This window comes from Actinoplanes sp. NPDC000266 (assembly GCF_042899005.1).
Taxonomy (GTDB): domain Bacteria; phylum Actinomycetota; class Actinomycetes; order Mycobacteriales; family Micromonosporaceae; genus Actinoplanes.
This window is the reverse complement of the sequence record NZ_JBIAZI010000007.1, coordinates 333,354-351,031: the sequence shown is the minus strand read 5'-3', so window position 1 is coordinate 351,031 and position 17,678 is coordinate 333,354. Positions and strand designations below refer to the sequence as shown.

The 17,678-nt window shown below is 70.5% G+C and carries 19 protein-coding genes; 8 read left to right on the top strand and 11 right to left on the bottom strand.

Annotation, left to right across the window (positions count from 1 at the left end):
• The first annotated feature begins 43 nt into the window (after nucleotides 1-43).
• Nucleotides 44-451, top strand: coding sequence for a peptide-methionine (R)-S-oxide reductase MsrB (gene msrB / locus ACFY36_RS29120; protein WP_499749084.1), 408 nt, complete (start codon nucleotides 44-46; stop codon nucleotides 449-451).
• On the opposite strand, the gene ACFY36_RS29115 is transcribed toward msrB, so the two are convergent.
• From ACFY36_RS29115 to ACFY36_RS29090, 6 genes are all read right to left on the bottom strand, one after another.
• Nucleotides 448-1,482 carry a glycosyltransferase family 2 protein gene (locus ACFY36_RS29115; RefSeq protein ID WP_499749083.1) on the bottom strand — a complete coding sequence of 345 codons (1,035 nt, stop codon included), beginning with the start codon at nucleotides 1,480-1,482 and terminating at the stop codon, nucleotides 448-450. The genes msrB and ACFY36_RS29115 overlap by 4 nt on opposite strands.
• Nucleotides 1,483-1,523: 41 nt before the next feature.
• Nucleotides 1,524-2,045, bottom strand: a complete 522-nt coding sequence (locus ACFY36_RS29110; protein ID WP_499749082.1) for a dihydrofolate reductase — start codon at nucleotides 2,043-2,045, stop codon at nucleotides 1,524-1,526.
• A complete protein-coding gene (locus ACFY36_RS29105) occupies nucleotides 2,042-2,842 on the bottom strand; it encodes a thymidylate synthase (protein WP_499749081.1) in 801 nt (266 codons plus the stop codon). Before ACFY36_RS29105 ends, ACFY36_RS29110 begins: the two co-directional genes overlap by 4 nt.
• A gap of 116 nt (nucleotides 2,843-2,958) precedes the next feature.
• Entirely contained in the window at nucleotides 2,959-3,216 is a 258-nt protein-coding gene (locus tag ACFY36_RS29100) for a hypothetical protein (protein WP_499749080.1), read from the bottom strand.
• Nucleotides 3,217-3,244: 28 nt separating this feature from the next.
• Nucleotides 3,245-3,853: an NAD(P)H:quinone oxidoreductase gene (wrbA, locus tag ACFY36_RS29095; protein ID WP_499749079.1), complete on the bottom strand. Its 609-nt coding sequence runs from the start codon at nucleotides 3,851-3,853 to the stop codon at nucleotides 3,245-3,247.
• Nucleotides 3,854-3,927: 74 nt separating this feature from the next.
• On the bottom strand, nucleotides 3,928-4,182 hold the full coding sequence (locus tag ACFY36_RS29090; RefSeq protein WP_499749078.1) for an early set domain-containing protein: 255 nt from the start codon (nucleotides 4,180-4,182) through the stop codon (nucleotides 3,928-3,930).
• An 82-nt stretch (nucleotides 4,183-4,264) separates the two neighbouring features.
• Here ACFY36_RS29090 and ACFY36_RS29085 point away from each other — a divergent pair, with 82 nt between their 5' ends.
• Entirely contained in the window at nucleotides 4,265-4,717 is a 453-nt protein-coding gene (locus ACFY36_RS29085) for a GNAT family N-acetyltransferase (RefSeq protein ID WP_499749077.1), read from the top strand.
• Here ACFY36_RS29085 and hemQ read toward each other — a convergent pair.
• Genes hemQ through hemE form a run of 3 tightly spaced genes read right to left on the bottom strand, consistent with a single transcriptional unit; the run spans nucleotide 4,704 to nucleotide 7,890 of the window.
• Nucleotides 4,704-5,405, bottom strand: a complete 702-nt coding sequence (gene hemQ, locus ACFY36_RS29080) for a hydrogen peroxide-dependent heme synthase (RefSeq protein ID WP_499749076.1) — start codon at nucleotides 5,403-5,405, stop codon at nucleotides 4,704-4,706. The genes ACFY36_RS29085 and hemQ overlap by 14 nt on opposite strands.
• A 4-nt stretch (nucleotides 5,406-5,409) precedes the next feature.
• A complete protein-coding gene (gene hemG / locus ACFY36_RS29075) occupies nucleotides 5,410-6,795 on the bottom strand; it encodes a protoporphyrinogen oxidase (RefSeq protein ID WP_499749075.1) in 1,386 nt (461 codons plus the stop codon).
• A 57-nt stretch (nucleotides 6,796-6,852) separates the two neighbouring features.
• Nucleotides 6,853-7,890: a uroporphyrinogen decarboxylase gene (hemE, locus tag ACFY36_RS29070; protein WP_499749074.1), complete on the bottom strand. Its 1,038-nt coding sequence runs from the start codon at nucleotides 7,888-7,890 to the stop codon at nucleotides 6,853-6,855.
• A 73-nt stretch (nucleotides 7,891-7,963) separates the two neighbouring features.
• Here hemE and ACFY36_RS29065 point away from each other — a divergent pair, with 73 nt between their 5' ends.
• The gene (locus ACFY36_RS29065; protein ID WP_499749073.1) at nucleotides 7,964-8,530 is read left to right on the top strand and encodes a DUF3000 domain-containing protein; all 567 of its coding nucleotides are present in this window, start codon (nucleotides 7,964-7,966) and stop codon (nucleotides 8,528-8,530) included.
• Nucleotides 8,531-8,677: 147 nt separating this feature from the next.
• On the opposite strand, the gene ACFY36_RS29060 is transcribed toward ACFY36_RS29065, so the two are convergent.
• Nucleotides 8,678-9,739: a S1C family serine protease gene (locus tag ACFY36_RS29060; RefSeq protein WP_499749072.1), complete on the bottom strand. Its 1,062-nt coding sequence runs from the start codon at nucleotides 9,737-9,739 to the stop codon at nucleotides 8,678-8,680.
• 155 nt (nucleotides 9,740-9,894) lie between these two features.
• Here ACFY36_RS29060 and ACFY36_RS29055 point away from each other — a divergent pair, with 155 nt between their 5' ends.
• Nucleotides 9,895-11,196 carry a ribonuclease D gene (locus ACFY36_RS29055; RefSeq protein WP_499749323.1) on the top strand — a complete coding sequence of 434 codons (1,302 nt, stop codon included), beginning with the start codon at nucleotides 9,895-9,897 and terminating at the stop codon, nucleotides 11,194-11,196.
• 61 nt (nucleotides 11,197-11,257) lie between these two features.
• Here ACFY36_RS29055 and ACFY36_RS29050 read toward each other — a convergent pair whose 3' ends face one another.
• Nucleotides 11,258-11,485, bottom strand: coding sequence for a hypothetical protein (locus ACFY36_RS29050; RefSeq protein WP_499749071.1), 228 nt, complete (start codon nucleotides 11,483-11,485; stop codon nucleotides 11,258-11,260).
• Between the two features lie 325 nt (nucleotides 11,486-11,810).
• Here ACFY36_RS29050 and ACFY36_RS29045 point away from each other — a divergent pair, with 325 nt between their 5' ends.
• From ACFY36_RS29045 to ACFY36_RS29030, 4 genes are all read left to right on the top strand, one after another.
• Nucleotides 11,811-13,007, top strand: coding sequence for a thiolase family protein (locus ACFY36_RS29045; RefSeq protein ID WP_499749070.1), 1,197 nt, complete (start codon nucleotides 11,811-11,813; stop codon nucleotides 13,005-13,007).
• Nucleotides 13,004-15,064: a 3-hydroxyacyl-CoA dehydrogenase NAD-binding domain-containing protein gene (locus ACFY36_RS29040; protein ID WP_499749069.1), complete on the top strand. Its 2,061-nt coding sequence runs from the start codon at nucleotides 13,004-13,006 to the stop codon at nucleotides 15,062-15,064. The genes ACFY36_RS29045 and ACFY36_RS29040 overlap by 4 nt, the downstream gene beginning before the upstream one ends.
• 147 nt (nucleotides 15,065-15,211) lie before the next feature.
• Nucleotides 15,212-16,285: a hypothetical protein gene (locus tag ACFY36_RS29035; RefSeq protein WP_499749068.1), complete on the top strand. Its 1,074-nt coding sequence runs from the start codon at nucleotides 15,212-15,214 to the stop codon at nucleotides 16,283-16,285.
• A 154-nt stretch (nucleotides 16,286-16,439) separates the two neighbouring features.
• Nucleotides 16,440-17,678: a DUF2637 domain-containing protein gene (locus ACFY36_RS29030; RefSeq protein ID WP_499749067.1), complete on the top strand. Its 1,239-nt coding sequence runs from the start codon at nucleotides 16,440-16,442 to the stop codon at nucleotides 17,676-17,678.

Genomic DNA, 17,678 nt, shown 5'->3' with positions numbered 1-17,678 from the left:
GGGACCACCGGGCCGCACCCCCGGTGCGTCGTACCTTTGAAGCATGGCAACGAACGACACCACCCTGCCCACCACCGAGGACGAGTGGCGGGTCCGCCTCTCCCCCGACGAGTTCCGGGTGCTTCGCCAGGCGGGCACCGAGGCCCCCTGGTCCGGGGAGTACGTCGACACCAAGACCGAGGGCATGTACAACTGCCGCGCGTGCGGCGCCGCGCTCTACCCCAGCGACGACAAGTTCGACTCGCACTGCGGCTGGCCCTCGTTCGACGACGCGATCCCCGGCGCGATCAAGGAGATCAACGACTACAGCCACGGCATGGCCCGTACGGAGATCCGCTGTGCCAACTGTGACTCGCACCTGGGCCACGTCTTCCGCGGCGAGCACATGACCGCGAAGAACACCCGGCACTGCGTCAACAGCCTGTCGATCCGCCTGGAGCCGAAGGCCTAGGAACGCACCGAAGGCGCCTGGCCGGCCAGCTCCACAGCCTCGACATCGTCGTCGAGCGGCCCGCCGGGCACCGGCGTCGCCACGCTCACGTCGAGCGCGGCCGTGTCGAAGGCGACCAGGAACGGCGGCCGGCCCTGGCTGGCCGCGTAGATGCGCCCGATGTACTCGCCCAGCAGACCCAGGCAGATCAGCTGGATGCCGCCGAGCAGCAGCACCGCCACGTAGAGCGAGGTCCAGCCGGGCACCACCGCGTCGGCCAGCCATGTGATCAGCGCGACGACCATCAGCACGACACAGATGAAGAAGCTGAACAGCCCGAGCCAGGTCGCGATCTTCAGCGGGGCCGCCGAGAAGCTGGTGACGCTGTCGAGCGTCAGCTTGATCATCTTCGACAGCGGGTATTTCGTCTCGCCGGCCACCCGCTCGGCCCGCACATAGGGCACCTCGGCGCTGCTGAAGCCCAGCGACGGCACGATCAGCCGGTAGACCGGGCGCGGCTCGGGCAGCCCGTTGAGCACGTCGACCACGGCCCGGCTCATCAGGCGGAAGTCGCCGGCCTGGTCGGAGACCCACGGGCCGACCAGCTTGCGCATCACCCGGTAGTAGAGGCCCGCGGTCTGGCGCTTGAACGCCGTGTCGGTGCTGCGGTCGCTGCGCACCCCGTAGACCACGTCGACCTTTTCGCGGCGGGCCGCGGCCAGCATCTCGCCGATCACCTCGGGCGGGTCCTGGAGGTCGGCGTCGATGCTCACCACGTACGCGCCCTTGGCCGCCCGCAGCCCGGCCCGCAGCGCCGTCTGGTGCCCGACGTTGCGGCGCAAGGCCACCACGCGCAGCTGCGGCCACTCGGCGCGCAGCTGCATCAGCCGCGAGACGGTCGCGTCGCTGCTGCCGTCGTCGACGGCCACCACCTCGTACGAGTCGCCGAGCCCGTCCAGCACCGGGCGCAGCCGGCCGACGAAGTGGTCGACCGCCTCGCGCTCGTTGTACATCGGCGTGACCACGGAGAGTGTCACCTGTGACCGGAGCATGAGTGACCTCTTCCTGCTAGCGCCATCCGTCGGCGGGAAGACTAGCTTTGCGTGGCAACCGCCGTCTGCCCTGCCTGTGCGGCTTGCCCGGTGCGAACCATTTCCTCGACCACGTACCGCAGGCCGTCACCCGAAGTCTGCCAGCCCGACGAGGACGCGACGACCCATCCGTCACCCAACTCGGGGGCGTACGTGTCGCCGGAAACCGCCAGGTCGAGGCGGGTGCGGAGGATGTGGCCGGCCACCGGCAGGAAGGCCGCGTACACGGACTCCCCGCCCATCACCCAGACCTCGCCTGTGAGGTCCACCTCCTCCACCGAGTGGGCGACTTCCGCCCCTTCGGCCGACCACGAAGGGTCACGGGTCAGTACCACGTTGCGCCGGCCCGGCAGCGGCCGGAAGCGCGGCGGGAGCGAATCCCACGTCGCCCGCCCCATCACCACGGTCGCGCCGACGGTGCGCTCCCGGAACATCCGCTGGTCGTCCGGGAGCCGCCACGGGATCTTCCCGTTCGCGCCGACCACCCGGTCGCGCGCCTCGGCCCAGATCATGTGCACCGTCATACCGCCACCGGCGCCTTCAGCGCGGGGTGGTGCTGATAGCCCACGACCTCGAAGTCCTCGTACTCGTAGTCGAACAGCGACGGCGCCGGTTTCAACGCCAGCTGAGGGAACTCGTACGCCGAGCGGGACAACTGCTCGCGTACCTGGTCGACGTGGTTGTTGTAGATGTGGCAGTCGCCACCGACCCAGATGAAGTCGCCCGGCAGCAGACCGGCCTGGTCGGCCACCATGCGGGTCAGCAGCGCGTAGCTGGCGATGTTGAACGGCACGCCCAGGAACAGGTCGGCGCTGCGCTGGTAGAGCTGGCAGGAGAGCCGGCCGTCGGCCACGTAGAACTGGAACATCGCGTGGCACGGGGCCAGCGCCATCTCCGGCAGGTCGGCCACGTTCCAGGCCGAGACGATCATCCGGCGCGAGTCGGGGTCGCGCCGCAGCGTCTCGAGGATGCCGCTGATCTGGTCGATGTGGCCGCCGTCCGGTTTCGGCCAGGAGCGCCACTGCACCCCGTAGACCGGGCCCAGCTCGCCGGTGGGCGAGGCCCACTCGTCCCAGATGGTCACCCCACGCTCGCGCAGCCAGCCGACGTTGCTGTCGCCCCGCAGGAACCACAGCAGCTCGACCGCCAGCGACTTGAAGTGCACCCGCTTGGTGGTGATCAGCGGGAAGCCGGCCGACAGGTCGTAGCGCAGGCGCTCGCCGAACAGGCTGACCGTGCCGGTGCCGGTGCGGTCGCTTTTCGGGGTTCCGGTGGTCAGGACCCGGCGCAGCAGGTCCTCGTACTGGGTGTCGACGGGCATGGCAGCCAAACTACCCGCCGGGCGGGCCCACACAGGGGTGGGACCGTCCGGCGGGTCCCGGTAGCGGCCGGCAACCGGGATCTCTCCGCCCCCTGGTGGCCGGGGGCAGAAGGAACCTAGCTGGCCCAGCTGTCCGACATCTGTGGGATGTGCTCGTTGAGCGACTGCAGGTCCCGCTGGGGCCGGTTCTGGTCGGGCGGCGGCGCCTGGTCGGCGACGAAGCCGAGGTCGGCGCCCATCTGCTGCCACCGTTCGTAGAGGATCTGGTCCTGAAGGACGGCGCGGACGTCCTGGTGCGCCGCCCGCAACTCTTCCAGGGCGGCCTCGTACCGGGCGACCCGGGTGTGCAGGTCGGCGGTTTCGTACGTGGTCATGCAGCCAGATTAGCGGCAAATGTGAAATTTAGTCGGTTTTCAACCGGCCGCCGATCGAGACGATGCGCTGCGCGAGGTGGTCGAGGGCCGCGTACTGGGCGTCGCCCAGCGGAGCGTCGTTGGTGCCGCCGGTGACGTGCGAGACGCCGTACGGGTTGCCGTCGGAGAACTTGAGCGGGTCGGTGTAGCCGGGCGCCACCACGATGCCGCCGAAGTGGTAGATCGTGTTGTACAGCGCCAGCAGCGTCGACTCCTGGCCGCCGTGCGCCGTCATCGAGGCGGTGAAGCCGGCGTACGCCTTGTTCGCCAGCAGACCCTGGCCCCACTGCGGGCCGAGGGTGTCGATGAACTGCTTGAGCTGGCTGGCCACGTTGCCGTAGCGGGTCGGCGTGCCGAACAGCACCGCGTCGGCCCAGACCACGTCGTCGGCGGTGGCCTTGGGCTCGTTCTTGGTCTTGTCGAAGTGCTGGCTCCAGGCCGCGTTGGAGGCGATCGCCTCGGCCGGCGCGAGCTCGGGCACCTGGCGCAGTCGTACCTCGGCTCCGGCCTTCTCACCCGCCTCGGCGATACGCTCGGCCATCTTGTGGATGGTCCCGGTGGACGAGTAGTAGATGACTGCGAGCCGCGTACCGGCCATGGTTGCCTCCTCGAAGATCTGCTTGCCAAGTCAAGCGAATCTCCGGTGCAATCCGGCCGAAACTGCGAAACCCCTCACACGAGAAGCTCGTCACCCAGCTCGTCGTCGAACCAGACGCCGCCCGTGGCCAGATAGCGGAACCGGTAGCGGCCGGGCCCGACGGTCACGCTGACCGTGCGGGTGCCGTCGCGGCGCGGCTTGAGCTCGTGCCGGCCCGGCTCCCACTCGTTGAAGGTGCCCACGACGCTGACCTGCCCGTTGACGACCTCCCGGGGCAGGCAGAAGGTCACCCGGGTCTTGTTGCCGAAGAGCTTGCTCCGCTTGATCATGAAGGCCTCCACACCTCGGGCTTCCATCCCTATAACGCCCGGGGACGATACGGGTGACGCCGCGCCGCATACGCTTCGGCCCATGCAACCGGATCAACATGACGAGTTCAGGTCGGCCTCGTTCCGAGATCTCGACACCACGACCCTGTACGCGATCCTCAAGCTGCGCGCGGACGTGTTCATCACCGAGCAGCAGTGCCCGTACGGCGAGCTCGACGGCCGCGACGACGAGCCCGGCACCAGGCATCTGTGGTTCACGCGCGACGAAGAGATCCGGACTTATCTCCGCATCCTGGACGACGGCGACGTGCAGCGCATCGGCCGCGTGGTCACCGCCAAGAGCGCCCGCGGCATCGGGCTCGCCGGCCGGCTCATGACCGAGGCGCTGGCCGTCATCGGGAACCGCCCGAGCGTCCTCGACGCCCAGGCGCATCTCACGAAGTTCTACGCCAAGTTCGGATACGAGCCGACCGGTCCGGAATACCTGGAGGACGGCATCCCGCACGTGCCCATGCGAAGGGTCACGGCAGGGTAGCGACGATCTCGCCGATCGAGCGCCGGCGGCCCGTGTAGAACGGAACCTCCTCGCGCACGTGCCGCCGCGCCCCGGACGCCCGCAGGTCACGCATCAGGTCGACGATGCGGTAGAGCTCGTCGGCCTCGAAGGCCAGCATCCACTCGTAGTCGCCCAGCGCGAACGAGGCGACCGTGTTGGCCCGCACGTCCGGATATCCGCGGGCCAGCTTGCCGTGTTCGGCCAGCATGTGGCGCCGCTCCTCGTCGGGCAGCAGATACCACTCGTACGACCGCACGAACGGGTAGACGCAGAGGTACGGCCGCGCCTCCTCGCCGGCCAGGAAGGCCGGGATGTGGCTCTTGTTGAACTCGGCCGGGCGGTGCAGCGCCATCTGCGACCAGACCGGGGCCAGGTGCCGGCCCAGCGCGGTCCGGCGGAACAGGGAGTACGCCTCCTGGAGCGCGTCCGGCGACTCCGAGTGCCACCAGATCATCACGTCGGCGTCGGCCCGCAGACCCGACACGTCGTACGTGCCGCGGATCGTCACGTCCTTGGCGGCGAGCTGCTCGAAGAGGCCGTCCACCTCGCCGGCCAGCTCGTCGCGCAGCGCCGGCAGCGGCGACTCGGCCCGGAAGACCGACCACATCGTGTACCGGATGGTCGCGTTCAGCTCGTTGAGCCGCGCCGCGTTCGTCTGCTCGCCCATGCTTCTACCCTTCTAGAGCCTTGCTCACGTCTTCGGCGGCCCGCTCGCCACTGGCGATGCAGACCGGGATGCCGATCCCGTCGAACGCCGCACCGGCCAGCGCCAGCCCCGGCGGCAGGGCGGCCCGGGCCGCGGCCAGCCGGTCCAGGTGCCCCGGCGCGTACTGCGGCATGGCGCCGCCCCAGCGCTGCACCCACGACGCCGCCGGCGGCGGAAGCTCGTCACCCAGCATCCGGGCGAGATCGGACAGCGCCCGGTCGAGAAGCACCGCGTCGTCGACCTGCAGTCGCTCCTCTTCGCCCGCGCGCCCGAGCGACGCCCGCACGATCACCGAGCCGCCACCGGCCGCATGGGGCCACTTCGTCGTGAAGAACGTGGCCGCTTTGACCAACGTGCCCTCACTCGGCGGCACCAAAAATCCCGACAAATCCGGAAGAGGCGTCCCAGGCGGGAGCGCGAGGCCGACCAAGGCCACGCTCGCGTAAGCCAACCGCGAGACAGCGTCAGCCGCGATGTCGGAAATTCCGGACAAAAGACGAGAAGCTGGCGCAGCAGGCACGGCCAACACGACGGCGTCGACGTCATCGGTCTGCGGCGCCGGCACCGGCCCGAGCAGCAGCCGCCACCCGTGTGCCGTGCGCGCGATCTCACGTACCGGAAGACCCAGGCTGATCCGCGCCCCGCTGGCCGCCGCGGCCGCGCCCACCAGGCGGCTCATGCCGCCCTCGACCGCACCGAAGATCGGCTGGCCGGGCACCCGGCGGCTCGCCCGCTGCGCCGCTCGCACCGCGCCCTGCAGGGTGTGCTCGACCCGCGCCGTCCGCGCCAGCTGCGGCATCGCCACCTGCAACGACAGCCGGTCGGCCCGTCCCGCGTAGACGCCGCCCAGCATCGGGTCGACGAGCCGGTCCACCACCTCGTCGCCGTACCGGTCACGCACCAGCGCACCGACCGCGACATCTTCGCCCGCGGCGAGCAGCGGGCGGCCCGCGTCGTGGTCCCGCTCGGCGTCCGGGTGCGCCACATCGCCGAGTTGCGCCAGATCCCCCGGTACGCCGACAAGCGTTCCCTGCGGCATCGGCGCGAGCCGCCCGCCGATGGCCAGCGCGGCCGGCACCTTGGCCGGATGTTTGATCGTGTCGCCCAGGCCGAGCCGCTTCACCAGGCCGACCGCGGCCGACTCGGCCCCGTCGGTCCCCGACATCAGGAACGACTCGGCGCCCCGCTCGACGGTCACCCCGCCCAGCTCGCCGGTGCGCAGCTTGCCGCCCAGGGCGCCGCTCTGCTCGTACACGATGATCTCGGTGTCCGGCGGCGTCAGATCCCGCAGCCGCACGGCCGCCGCGAGGCCGGCGATGCCGCCTCCGATGACCGCAACCCGCTTCCGCACGCCTCAACCCTTCCACTTGGCGCCCCCGCCGCCTCGGCGGGGGCCCGCGAGTGTGACCTATCGAGCGGACGTCTCGTGGACGAACGCGACCAGCCGGGTCAGCGCGTCCGGATCGGTCTCCGGCATCACGCCGTGCCCCAGGTTGAAGACGTGCCCGGGGGCGGCCCGGCCCTGCTCGAGCACGCGGCGGGCCTCGCGCTCGACGACCTCGCGGCCGGCGAACAGCACGGCCGGGTCGAGGTTGCCCTGCACCGCTTTCGACGGCCCGATCACCTTCGTCGCCCGATCGAGTGGCGTACGCCAGTCCACACCGACCACATCGGCGCCGGCCTCACCCATCGCCTCGAGCAGCACCGCGGTGCCCACCCCGAAGTGGATGCGCGGCACGCCGGCATCGGCCAGCCCGGTCAGCACCCGCTGGGAGTGCGGCAGGACGTGCTCGCGATAGTCGGCCTCGCTCAGCGCGCCGGCCCACGAGTCGAACAGCTGCACCGCGCTGACCCCGGCGCCGATCTGGGTGCGCAGGAAGGCCAGCGTGATGTCGGCCAGGCGGCTCAGCAGCGCGTTCCAGAGCGCCGGTTCGCCGTACATCATGGCCTTGGTCTTCAGATAGGTCCGCGAGGGACCGCCCTCGATGAGATAGCTGGCCAGCGTGAACGGCGCCCCCGCGAAGCCGATCAGGGGCGTGCTCCCCAGCTCCTTGACCAGCAGCCGGACCGACTCGGCGACGAAACCGACGTCGTCGGAGGTGATCGCCCGCAGCCGCTCGACACCGGCCGCGGTGCGGATCGGCTCGGCCACGACCGGGCCCGTGCCGGCCACGATGTCGAGGTCGATGCCGGCCGCCGCGATCGGCACGACGATGTCGCTGAACAGGATGGCCGCGTCCACGTTGTGCCGGCGCACCGGCTGCAGGGTGATCTCGGTGACCAGGTCGGGACGCCGGCAGGAGTCGAGCATGCCGATGCCCTCACGGATCTTGCGGTACTCGGGCAGCGACCGCCCGGCCTGCCGCATGAACCAGACCGGGGTGTGCGGCACGTCGAGGCCGCGGCACGCCCGCACGAAAGGCGAATCGTTCAAGACTGTGGTCACCGCGCCATCGTGCCACGACACGCGGGGCGCGCCGATCGGCTACGGACACGCGGCGGCGGCATAGTCTTCCCCCATGGCGTCCCCCTCCGCTGAACCTCCGGCGTTCGCCCGCGCGGTCGCGGGCCTGCGGGCCCCGGCGCCACGGCCCGAGATCCTCCTCGAGGAGATCGCGGCGCCGCAGCGGCTCGCCCCCTACGCGTTCGCGCTGAGCGCGACCGTGCTGCGCTCCGGCGACGAGGTCGCCGGCGGCCGGCTGATCCTGCTGCACGACCCGGCCGGCCACGAGGCCTGGCACGGCGACATCCGGCTGGTCACGCTGGTCACGGCCGAGCTCGAGTCCGACCTGGCCGACGATCCGCTGCTGCCCGAGGTCGCGTGGACGTGGCTCACCGACGGCCTGGCCCAGCACGCCGCCGCCTACACGGCGATCGGCGGCACGATCACGCAGACCACGTCGACCCGCTTCGGCGAGCTGGCCGGCCCGCCACCCACGGCCGACCTGGAGGTCCGCGCCTCCTGGACCCCCACCGCCGACGACTTCACCGCCCACCTGCTGGGCTGGTGCGTCATGCTCGCCTCGACGGCCGGCCTGCCGCCGCCGGGCGTAACAACCCTGACCGACCGTCAGCGCGTGGGCTGACCGCAACCAAAGTCGCACTTCGCCCGCCAATGAGATGAGCCCGGTTTTCCGACGCCGTGGGGTGTGCGGCGTTGGAAAACCGGGCTCATCTCATTGGCCTCTAAGGGCGAAGTGCCCGCCGAGCGAAGCGAGGCCAGCAGCACAGCATCAGCAAACCACAAAGGTCTCGCACGCGGTTTTGACCGGAATCGCCAGCCCAATCCCCTCGGCATCCTTGGCCTTGGCCGTAGCGAGCCCCACCACCTGACCGGTCGCGTTCACCACCGGCCCGCCCGAGTTGCCCGGGTTGATGGGCGCGTCGAACTGGATCGTCGGCCCGTCCGGGTCGTCCGGCCGGTAGGCGCTGATCACACCCGTGGTCACGGTGTCGTCCAGGCCCAGCGGCGCGCCGACCACGACGACCTGCTGTCCCGGCTTGACCGTGGCCGGCGCCGTGGCCAGCCCCGCGATCTTGGTGTCGGCGTGCAGCAGCGCCAGGTCCTTGGCCTTGTCGACGTCGACGATGGTGGCCGTGATCCGGGTGCTGCCCCGTTCGAGCGACACCCGGCGCCCGCCGTCGGTCCACACCTCGGCCACCACGTGGTAGTTCGTCATCAGGTTCGACTCGTTGCCCTTGGCCTTCTTGCCGACCGAGAAGGCGGTGCCGGTGAAGCTGCCGGCCCGCACCCGGAACACGCTGGGCAGCACCTTCGACGAGACCGCCTCCGGGTCGAAGACACCGGCCAGCTGCTGTTCGAGCCGGTCGGTCCGCCCCTTCTCGGCGGCCAGCCCCGAGGCCAGGCTCTGGTTGTGGTCACTCATTCCTTCGATCCGGTACGCCTGCCAGCCCGCGACCAGGAGCAGAAGCACGACCACCCCGATGACGAGCGGCTTGATCCGCCCGCCCGCCGATGAGCGCCGCGGCTCCGGCTCGGCGATGGGCGCGGGGGCGGCGACTTCCTCGTGCCAGCGGGGCGCCTGCGGCTGCCTCTGCTGCGGCGCCTGCCACTGCGGATCCTCGACCCATCCCTGCTGCTGCGGCTGCTCCCATTCCTGGAAGCGGCGCGCCGGCTCGGCCCAGGGATCGGCAGCCGGCTCGTTCCACCGGGCCGGTTCCGGCTGTACGGGCGCCTCTTCCCAGGCCGGAGCGGCCGCGCGGCGCCGCCCGTCGTACTGACGCTGCTCCCCCGTGGAGCCGGCGGGCGTGAACGGTTCGAAGGTCATGGTCATCCGGCGCGGCCTCCCGGGTAAACGGCGCTGCGGAGGGTAGTACGGAGCAGAGGCGCATTCGGATCAGAAAGATCGAGAATCGGCGCGCCGGGACCCGGCTGCGCGCGCGTGGGGTGGCCTCCCCGTACGGTAACGGAGTGACCGACGACGCACCCCTGCTCCGTCGGGACGCACCGGAGCCCGCAAGGGACGGACGACCGCAAGCCGAGCCGCCCGACCCGACGTCTGGTGGTCCCGACGCCGCGCCCGCCCCTTCTGTACCCCTGACCGCGCCCCGCGACGGCACTCCACGCCCCGTGGAGACCAACGCCGAGCTGTCCGACGTCGTCGCCCGCATGGCCGCCGGCACCGGCCCCGTGGCCGTCGACGCCGAGCGCGCCTCCGGCTACCGCTACACCCAGCGCGCCTACCTGGTCCAGCTCAGGAGGGCCGGCGCCGGCACCGTCCTGATCGACCCGCTCCCCCTGGACGACCTGCGCACCCTCGACGAGGCCCTGGCCGACAGCGAGTGGGTCCTGCACGCGGCCAGCCAGGACCTGGCCTGCCTGGCCGAGATCGGCATGAAGCCCCGGCGCCTGTTCGACACCGAGCTGGCGGCCCGCCTGGCCGGCTTCGAGCGGGTGGGCCTGGCCGCCCTGACCGAGCAGCTCCTCGGCTATTCGCTGGAGAAGCACCACTCGGCCGCCGACTGGTCGACGCGCCCCTTGCCGGAGTCCTGGCTGACCTACGCCGCCTTGGACGTGGAGCTCCTGACCGACCTGCGCGACCACCTGGCCGCGGAACTGGACCGCCAGGGCAAGTCGGCCTGGGCCGCCGAGGAGTTCGCGGCCCTGGTGGCAAGCGCCGACCGCCCCCCACGGGTGCGCCCCGACCCGTGGCGCCGAACTTCCGGCATACACCGCGTACGCGGAGCAAGGGCACAATCAAGGGTCAGAGCTCTCTGGTACGCCCGTGACGGCGTGGCGGCCCGCCGCGACTCCGCCCCCGGCCGCGTCCTGCCCGACTCGGCGATAGTCGCCGCCGCCGAACAGGACCCGAAGGACGAGCGCACCCTGCTCACGATCCCCGGCTTCGGCGGCCGCTCGGTCCGCCGCCTGGCGAGGGTCTGGCTGGACGCCTTGGACGAGGCCCGTTCACTACCCGACGACGCCCTGCCCGTGAACCAGCCGGTGGACGGCCCACCACCCCCACACCGGTGGGCCGAACGCGACCCGATCGCCGCGGCCCGCCTGGCCCGCTGCCGCCAGGTGGTCATAGCCACCGCCGAGGAGCACACCCTCCCTCCGGAGAACCTGATCAGCCCGGACTACATCCGCCGCCTGGCCTGGTCCCCACCGGAAGACGTGACCCCTCAGACAATCACCACGACCCTCCAGGGCTTCGGCGCCAGAAACTGGCAGACAGTCCTGCTGGCCACCCGCTTGGCCGAGGCCCTCCCCGAACCCGCGGCGACCTGACGATTTCGGTGGGATCCCGTCACGACGGGACCCCACCGAACAGAACGATCAGGGCCGGTCATCACCGCGAGAACAGGTCGCTCAGCGCCCTGATGATCTCAGGCAGGTCCTTCGACTCGGCGCTCTTGGTCGCCATCCGTAAGGCGATGAGCTTGCCGCTGACCGAAATCGTCAGCGCCAGCAGAAGTGCGGCGGCCGCAGCTTCGGGACCATGCAGGAGAAGCCCTTCCCACAGCCGTTCGAGATTCATGGCACGCTCGCTCTCCGTGTCGGCAAGTTGCTCCTGCATGTACGCAGGAACGAACCGGTGAACTTTCACGGCCGGGCGCACTATGAGGTGTGCAAGATGCACTCCGAGCAGCCACAACCGTCCGCGGCGGCTGCCCGCTCCTTCCTTTCGCAGGCGACCGGTTGATGAGTTGGCGCCGGAGTTGAGCTGAAGTGAGGCCTCTCGCGGCCGATCATGGTGGTGGCGTCAGGCGCGGGAACTCGTGCCGCCGTACACCCTCTTCTGTGTTGCTGTGATGTTTCCGCGAGCCGGTAGCCGTCGTTAGTTACCGGCGAGTAGCATTCAACTCCACACCACCCCGGGCTCGCCCGCAAGGAGGCTTGCTGTGCCCCGTGAAGTACGCGAGGTCGTCTTCGTAGACGGCGTCCGCACCCCCTTCGGCAAGGCCAACGGCATCTACGCCGAAACCCGCGCCGACGACCTGGTAATCCGCTGCATCCGCGAGCTCATGCGCCGCAACCCACAGCTCCCTCCCGACCGGGTCGACGAGGTGGCCATCGCCGCCACCACCCAGACCGGTGACCAGGGCCTGACCATCGGCCGCACCGCCGCGCTCCTCTCCGGGCTCCCCAAGACCGTCCCCGGCTACGCGATCGACCGCATGTGCGCCGGCGCCATGACCGCCGTCACGAACGTCGCCGGCGGCATCGCCATGGGCGCGTACGACGTCGCGATCGCCGGCGGTGTCGAGCACATGGGCCGCCACCCGATGGGTGAGGGCGTCGACCCCAACCCGCGCATCCTGGCCGAGAAGCTGGTCGACCCGTCGGCCCTGGTCATGGGCTCGACCGCGGAGAACCTGCACGACCGCCTCCCGAACATCACCAAGGAGCGCACCGACCGCTACGGCCTCAATTCGCAGCTGAAGACGGCCAAGGCGTACGCCGACGGCAAGCTCCAGCCCGACATGGTCCCGGTCGCGATCCGCAGCGCCGAACAGGGCTGGGGTCTCGCCACTACCGACGAGGCGCCCCGCGAGACCTCCATGGAGAAGCTCGCCACCCTCAAGACCCCGTTCCGCCCGCACGGCCGGGTCACCGCCGGCAACGCCGCCGGTCTCAACGACGGCGCCACCGCCGCGCTGCTGGCCGGCGAGGACACGGCGCGTGAGCTGGGCCTGCCGATCGCCATGCGGATGGTGTCGTACGGCTTCGTGGGCGTCGAGCCGGAGATCATGGGTTATGGCCCGATCCCGTCGACCGAGAAGGCGCTGAAGAAGGCCGGCCTCACGATCGGCGACATCGGCCTGTTCGAGCTGAACGAGGCGTTCGCGATCCAGGTGCTGGCGTTCCTCGACCACTACGGCATCGCCGACGACGACCCGCGGGTGAACCCGTGGGGCGGCGCGATCGCCATCGGCCACCCGCTGGCCTCCTCCGGCGTCCGCCTGATGACGCAGCTCGCGCGCCACTTCGCCGAGCACCCCGAGGTCCGTTACGGCCTCACCGCCATGTGCATCGGCATCGGCATGGGCGGCACTGTCATCTGGGAGAACCCGAACTGGGAGGGCTTCGCAAAGTGATCCAGCACCCGAACGAGGTCGTCACCAAGGCCCTTCTCCGGTTCGTCGCCGTTCCCGGCCTCGACAAGAAGGCCGCGCTGATCACCCTGGACAACGGCTTCGACTACAAGAAGCCGAACAGCTTCGGCCCGGGTGGCCTGGCGTCGCTGGATGCCGCGATCACCGAGGCGACGGCCGCCGAGCCGGCGTTCATCGCGCTGACCGGCAAGCCGTACATCTTCTGCGTCGGCGCCGACATCACCGGCATCCCGTACATCACCTCGCGGGAGCAGGCCGTCGAGCTGGGCGAGCTGGGCCACCGGGTCTTCGCCCGGCTGAAGGACTCGGCGATCCCGACCTTCGCCTTCATCAACGGGGCCGCGCTGGGCGGCGGCCTCGAGGTCGCGCTGCACTGCCATTACCGTACGGTCTCGGGCGGCGCCGCGGCTCTGGGCCTGCCCGAGGTCGCGATCGGCCTCATCCCCGGCTGGGGCGGCAGCCAGCTGCTCCCCAACCTGATCGGCGTGCCGGGCGCGGCCCAGGTCATCCTGCAGAACCCGCTCACCCAGAAGACGCTGCGCCCGAAGCAGGCGGCCGAGCTCGGCGTGGCCGACCAGCTGTTCGAGCCGGCCGACTTCCTCGAGCGCTCGCTCGAGTGGGCGGCGGCGGTCGTCAAGGGTGACGTCACGGTCCAGCGGCCCGAGGTCGACAAGGACATGTGGGAGGGCGTGCTCTTCTTCGCCAAGCAGCAGCTCGACGAGAAGCTGCACGGCGCCGTTCCCTCGGCCAACAAGGCGCTGGAGCTGCTGGCTCTCGCGAAGGACTCGTCGTTCAAGGACGGCACCGACGCCGAGACGCAGGCCCTGGCCGACCTGATCATGGGCGATGAGGCCCGGGCCAGCCTGTACGCCTTCGACCTGGTGCAGCGCCGGGCCAAGCGCCCGGTCGGCGTGCCCGACAAGTCGCTCGCCCGCAAGGTCACCAAGGTCGGCGTGATCGGCGCCGGCCTGATGGCCTCGCAGCTGGCGCTGCTGTTCGTGCGCCGCCTGCAGGTGCCGGTCGTGCTGACCGACCTCGACCAGGAGCGGGTCGACAAGGGCGTGGGCTACGTCCACGACCAGATCGACAAGCTGGTGAGCAAGCGCCGCCTCGACGAGGGCACCGCCGCGAAGCTGCGCGGCCTGGTCAGCGGCTCGGTCGACAAGTCGGTGTTCGCCGACGCCGACTTCGTGATCGAGGCGGTCTTCGAGAACCTCGAGCTCAAGAAGCAGATCTGGGCCGAGATCGAGAAGATCGTCACCCCGGAGGCGATCCTCGCGACGAACACCAGCTCGCTGTCGGTGTCGGCGCAGGCGGCCGACCTGGAGCATCCGTCGCGCGTGGTCGGGTTCCACTTCTTCAACCCGGTCGCCGTCCTGCCGCTCCTCGAGATCATCAAGGGCGACAAGACCGACGACGCGACGCTGGCCACGGCGTTCGCGGTCGGCAAGGAGCTGAAGAAGTCGTCGGTGCTGGTCAAGGACGCGCCCGCGTTCGTGGTCAACCGCCTGCTGCTGCGGGTCACGAGCGAGATCTTCAAGGCCATCGACGCCGGTACGCCGTTGGATGTCGTCAATGTGGCAATGGACCCGCTCGGCCTGCCGATGCGGCCGATCGCGCTGTTGCAGCTGGTCGGCCCCGCCGTGGCGTACCACGTCGGAGAGTCCCTGCACCAGGCGTTCCCGGACCGCTACAGCAACTCCCCGAACCTCAAGAAGATCGTCGACTCCGGCCTGCCGGTCATGGTCGACGACGAGATCAACCCCGCGGTGGCCGAGCTGATCGAGGCCGGTTCCGCCGCGCTGACGGCCGATGAGGTACGCCGGATCGCCGTCGACGCTCTGGCCGAGGAGATCCGGATCATGCTCGACGAGGGCGTGGTGGCGGAGGCGCAGGACATCGACCTGTGCATGATCCTGGGCGCGGGCTATCCGCTGCACCTGGGCGGCGTCACGCCGTACCTGGACCGCAGTGGCACCTCCGAGCGGGTCACCGGCAAGCGTTTCCTGCCGAAGGGCGTGGCCTCGCTGCCCGCCTGATCCGGTTTTGACGGCCGATGCCCCGCGCTCCTCTCCAGGAGCGCGGGGCATCGTCGTTTCGGTGTGTCACACCTCCCCCTACCACCGGAGATGCGTCATTGCCGGATGCCGATAGGCTCCGGAGGTACCCGAACGATGGAGCGCTCGATGTCGCAGCCCCCGTACCCCGGCCAGCCCTATCCGGGCGAGCCCTCCTCCGGCCAGCCGTACCAGGGTCAGCAGCCGAACCCGCAGCAGCAGCCGCCGTACCAGGGCCAGCCGCCGTACCAGCCCTATCCGGGCCAGCAGCCGCCCGCGGACGCTCCCGGTTCGGTGCCGCCGGCGCCGCAATATCCGCCGACCACGGCCTATCCCGCGTCGGGCCAGCCCGCGCAGCCGCAGTACGGGCAGCCTGGTGACTACACCCAGCCCCAGTACGGGCAGCCCGGTGACTACACCCAGCCCCAGTACGGCCAGCCCGGTGACTACACCCAGCCTCAATACGGCCAGCCCCAGTACGGTCAGCCGCCATACGGCCAGCCCGGCTATCCGCCGGCTCCGCCGGAGAAGCCGAAGTCGAAGGTGCTGCCGATCGTGCTGACGGCGATCGCCATCGTGCTGGTCCTGTGCGTCGGCGGTTCCGTGGCCATCTACCTGGTCGCCAACAACTCCAAGGACGACAACACCACCACGACCACCACGGACGCCACGCCGACCGCCACCTCCACGACGGCGCCGACCGAGACCGCTCCGCGCACGACCGAGCCCACCCAGCCGCCGGCACCCACCATCAAAATCATCGAGCCGGCCAAGCTGGGCGGCCGCCCGAAGCTGACGAACCAGCAGTTCGCTCCGCAGACCGAGCGTCTCGAGTCCAGCCTGAAGACGATGCCCGGCGTCACCAAGGCCATCGGCGCCCTGTACGGCACGGTCGGCGACGAGGACATCGTGGTGCTGGCCGCCGCCGCGGTCCCGATCGCCAACCCGAAGACGGAGCTCGACTCCACCTTCTACGGCGCCGGCGTGGGCGGCCTGAAAATCGACAACATCGTCACCGCACCCACCGGCGCCTTGGGCGGCTACGCCAAGTGCGGCAGCGGCAAGGCCGCCAGCACCGACTTCACCCTGTGCGCCTGGGCCGACGAGGGCAGCTTCGGCATGATCATCTCGTACTTCAAGTCCATCAGCGCCGCCAAGGCCGAGTTCCCGAGGCTCCGAGCCCAGGTAGAAACGAAGAGCTGACAGAGCGTCAAGTCAAGCCGACACGCCGCCCAACACGATCACATAGTCGCAGCGCCTCCGGCACGGACCGGTCACGGTTCCCTTCCGGAGGCGCTCGCGTCATCTCCACCGGTCAGGATGGTCCGCGTCCCCGATCGGTTTGAGGAGAGTTGCGGTGATCCTGGAACGCCTGCGCCGCGTCCGCTGGGCGGTACGAGCCACCTTGCTGCTGGGCGTGGCCGCCTCGGTCGTGGCCAACATCCTGCACGCCCTCGACAACCCGATCAGCCAGGCCATCGCCGCTTGGCCCCCACTGGCCCTGCTGCTCACAGTGGAACTGATCTCCAGGGTTCCGGTCCACCACAAACTCCTGGCCGCGGCCCGCTTCGTAGCCACAGCCACGATCGCCGGCATAGCCGCCTGGGTCTCGTACTGGCACATGGTCGGCGTAGCGGCCCGCTACGGCGAAACAGGCGCCTCTCCCTACTTGCTCCCGCTCTCGGTGGACGGCTTGATCGTGGTGGCCAGCATCTGCCTGGTAGAGCTGGGCGGCCGAATCTCCACTTTGGAACGTTCCACAACTACACCCGCCGCCGCGTCCGCGACCACCTCACCCTCAGCCGCCTTCCCCCAGGCCACCCCGCAGCCCACCGCCTTCCCTCAGGCCACCCCGCAGTCCCTCGCCTCCCCCCAGGCCACCTCGCCGCAGTCCCCCTCCCACGCCGCCGCCGAAAGCCCGGTCCAGCCCGACTATCTGGCGGATATTTCCGACATGCGTAGCATGTCGGATCCTTCGCCGGACCCCGCCCCGCTCGTGCCCGGCCTCATTCCGGCCCCGGCCGGCCCGGCCACGACCCGCAGCACCGGCACTCGCGCCGGCGTCGGTAGCCGGGCAACAACCGCCGCCGCGCTCGCCGAAGTCGCCGCCGCTCTTCCTCGCGCCGCCGACGACACGCCCTTCACCCCTGCGGTGACCCGACAGGGCCGCCCGGCCGGAAACGCCCCTCGCCCGGCCACCGGCGTTCCGCGCCCAGCCGCAGAGAATCCTCGGCCCGCGACCGGCGCTTCCCGCCCAGCCGCCGAGAATCCTCGATCCGCGACCGGCGCTTCCCGCCCAGCCGCCGAGAATCCTCGATCCGCGACCGGCGCTTCCCGCCCAGCCGAGACTCCTCGTCCCGTCGGTGCCGGACGCGCCGTCCCCGCGCAGCGCACCCGGCCGGACACCACCACGGTCAGCACCGAGAAAGCTTCCCGCCCCCGTCGCACGCCGGCCGAGACGGTGACCCTGGCTCACGAGATCAGAGCCGCCCGCCCGGACCTCACCGAGGCCGAACTCGCCTCCGAACTGGGCATCAGCCTCTCCCGCTGGCGCACCATCCGCCGCGAGGCCGGCGACCAGACCCTCGCCGCCTGA